1 protein-coding gene is annotated in these 923 nt (G+C 66.8%); it reads left to right on the top strand.

The genetic code is table 11. The features are described 5' to 3' along the window. Positions 1-176 precede the first annotated feature (176 nt). The gene (locus WN71_RS37640; RefSeq protein WP_240529902.1) at positions 177-908 is read left to right on the top strand and encodes a transposase domain-containing protein; all 732 of its coding nucleotides are present in this window, start codon (positions 177-179) and stop codon (positions 906-908) included. Positions 909-923: the final 15 nt, after the last annotated feature.

Here is a 923-nt window from a genome sequence, read left to right as displayed (position 1 = left end):
GGAGGCGTACTGCCACCGGACAATGCTCGACCAATGCCACGAAGTTAAGGCTCAGTTGACGGTGTCAAGCGCGACCGCGACGTGAGACGGGCCTCTGCTATCCAGGGGATCGACCAAGATCTTCCTTAGAGAGCAGAGGCCCTGTGACACAGTCTGTCACGTACAGAATCGATGACGTGTTCGCGCCCGGACACGTCGGTGAATTGACGCAGGTCATCCCGACCGAGCTGGTGGATGCGGTGCTGGAGGAGACCGGGACGCGCGAGCGCCGGCTGCGCAGTCTCCCCTCGCGCGTCGGGGTGTACTTCGTGCTCGCACTCGGGTTGTTCGAGCACCTGGGCGCCGGGCTGGTGTGGGGAAAACTCGTGGCCGGACTGACCGCCGCGGTGCAGCAGACTTCGGAGAAGGCCCTTCGCGATCTGCGTCGAAGGCTCGGAGCGGTCCCGTTCCAGCGGCTGTTCGAGGTACTGGCGGGCCCGTTGGCGCAGCCGTCCACCCCCGGAGTGCGCTACCGCCGCTGGCGGACGGTCGCCTTCGACGGCTGCGGGAGCTTGAACGTCCCCGACCACGAGCGCAATCGGTCCTGGCTCGGCCGCACGCCGCGCCGCCATGGCCCTTCCGGCTACCCCCGGCTGATGCTGATGACCTTGTGCGAAACCAGCACCCGGGGCCTGATCACCGCCGCCTTCGGACCCGCCTCGAAAGGCGAAACCGACTACGCCCACGAGCTGGTCAGTCACTTGACCTCGGACATGCTCCTGCTGGCTGACCGTGCGTTCGACAGCAACAAACTGCTCGCAGACGTCGTGGCTCAGGGGGCGCAGTTGCTGATCCGTGCCACCAGCACCCGGCGTCCACCGGTGCTTGCGCAGCTGCCCGACGGCTCGTACCTCGGAGCCTCCCCCTGAGTGGTGGACACGCTG

Origin of the sequence: Streptomyces mangrovisoli (assembly GCF_000974985.2) — a bacterium.
Lineage (GTDB): Bacteria > Actinomycetota > Actinomycetes > Streptomycetales > Streptomycetaceae > Streptomyces > Streptomyces mangrovisoli.
This window is presented reverse-complemented; position numbering and strand designations above follow the sequence as displayed.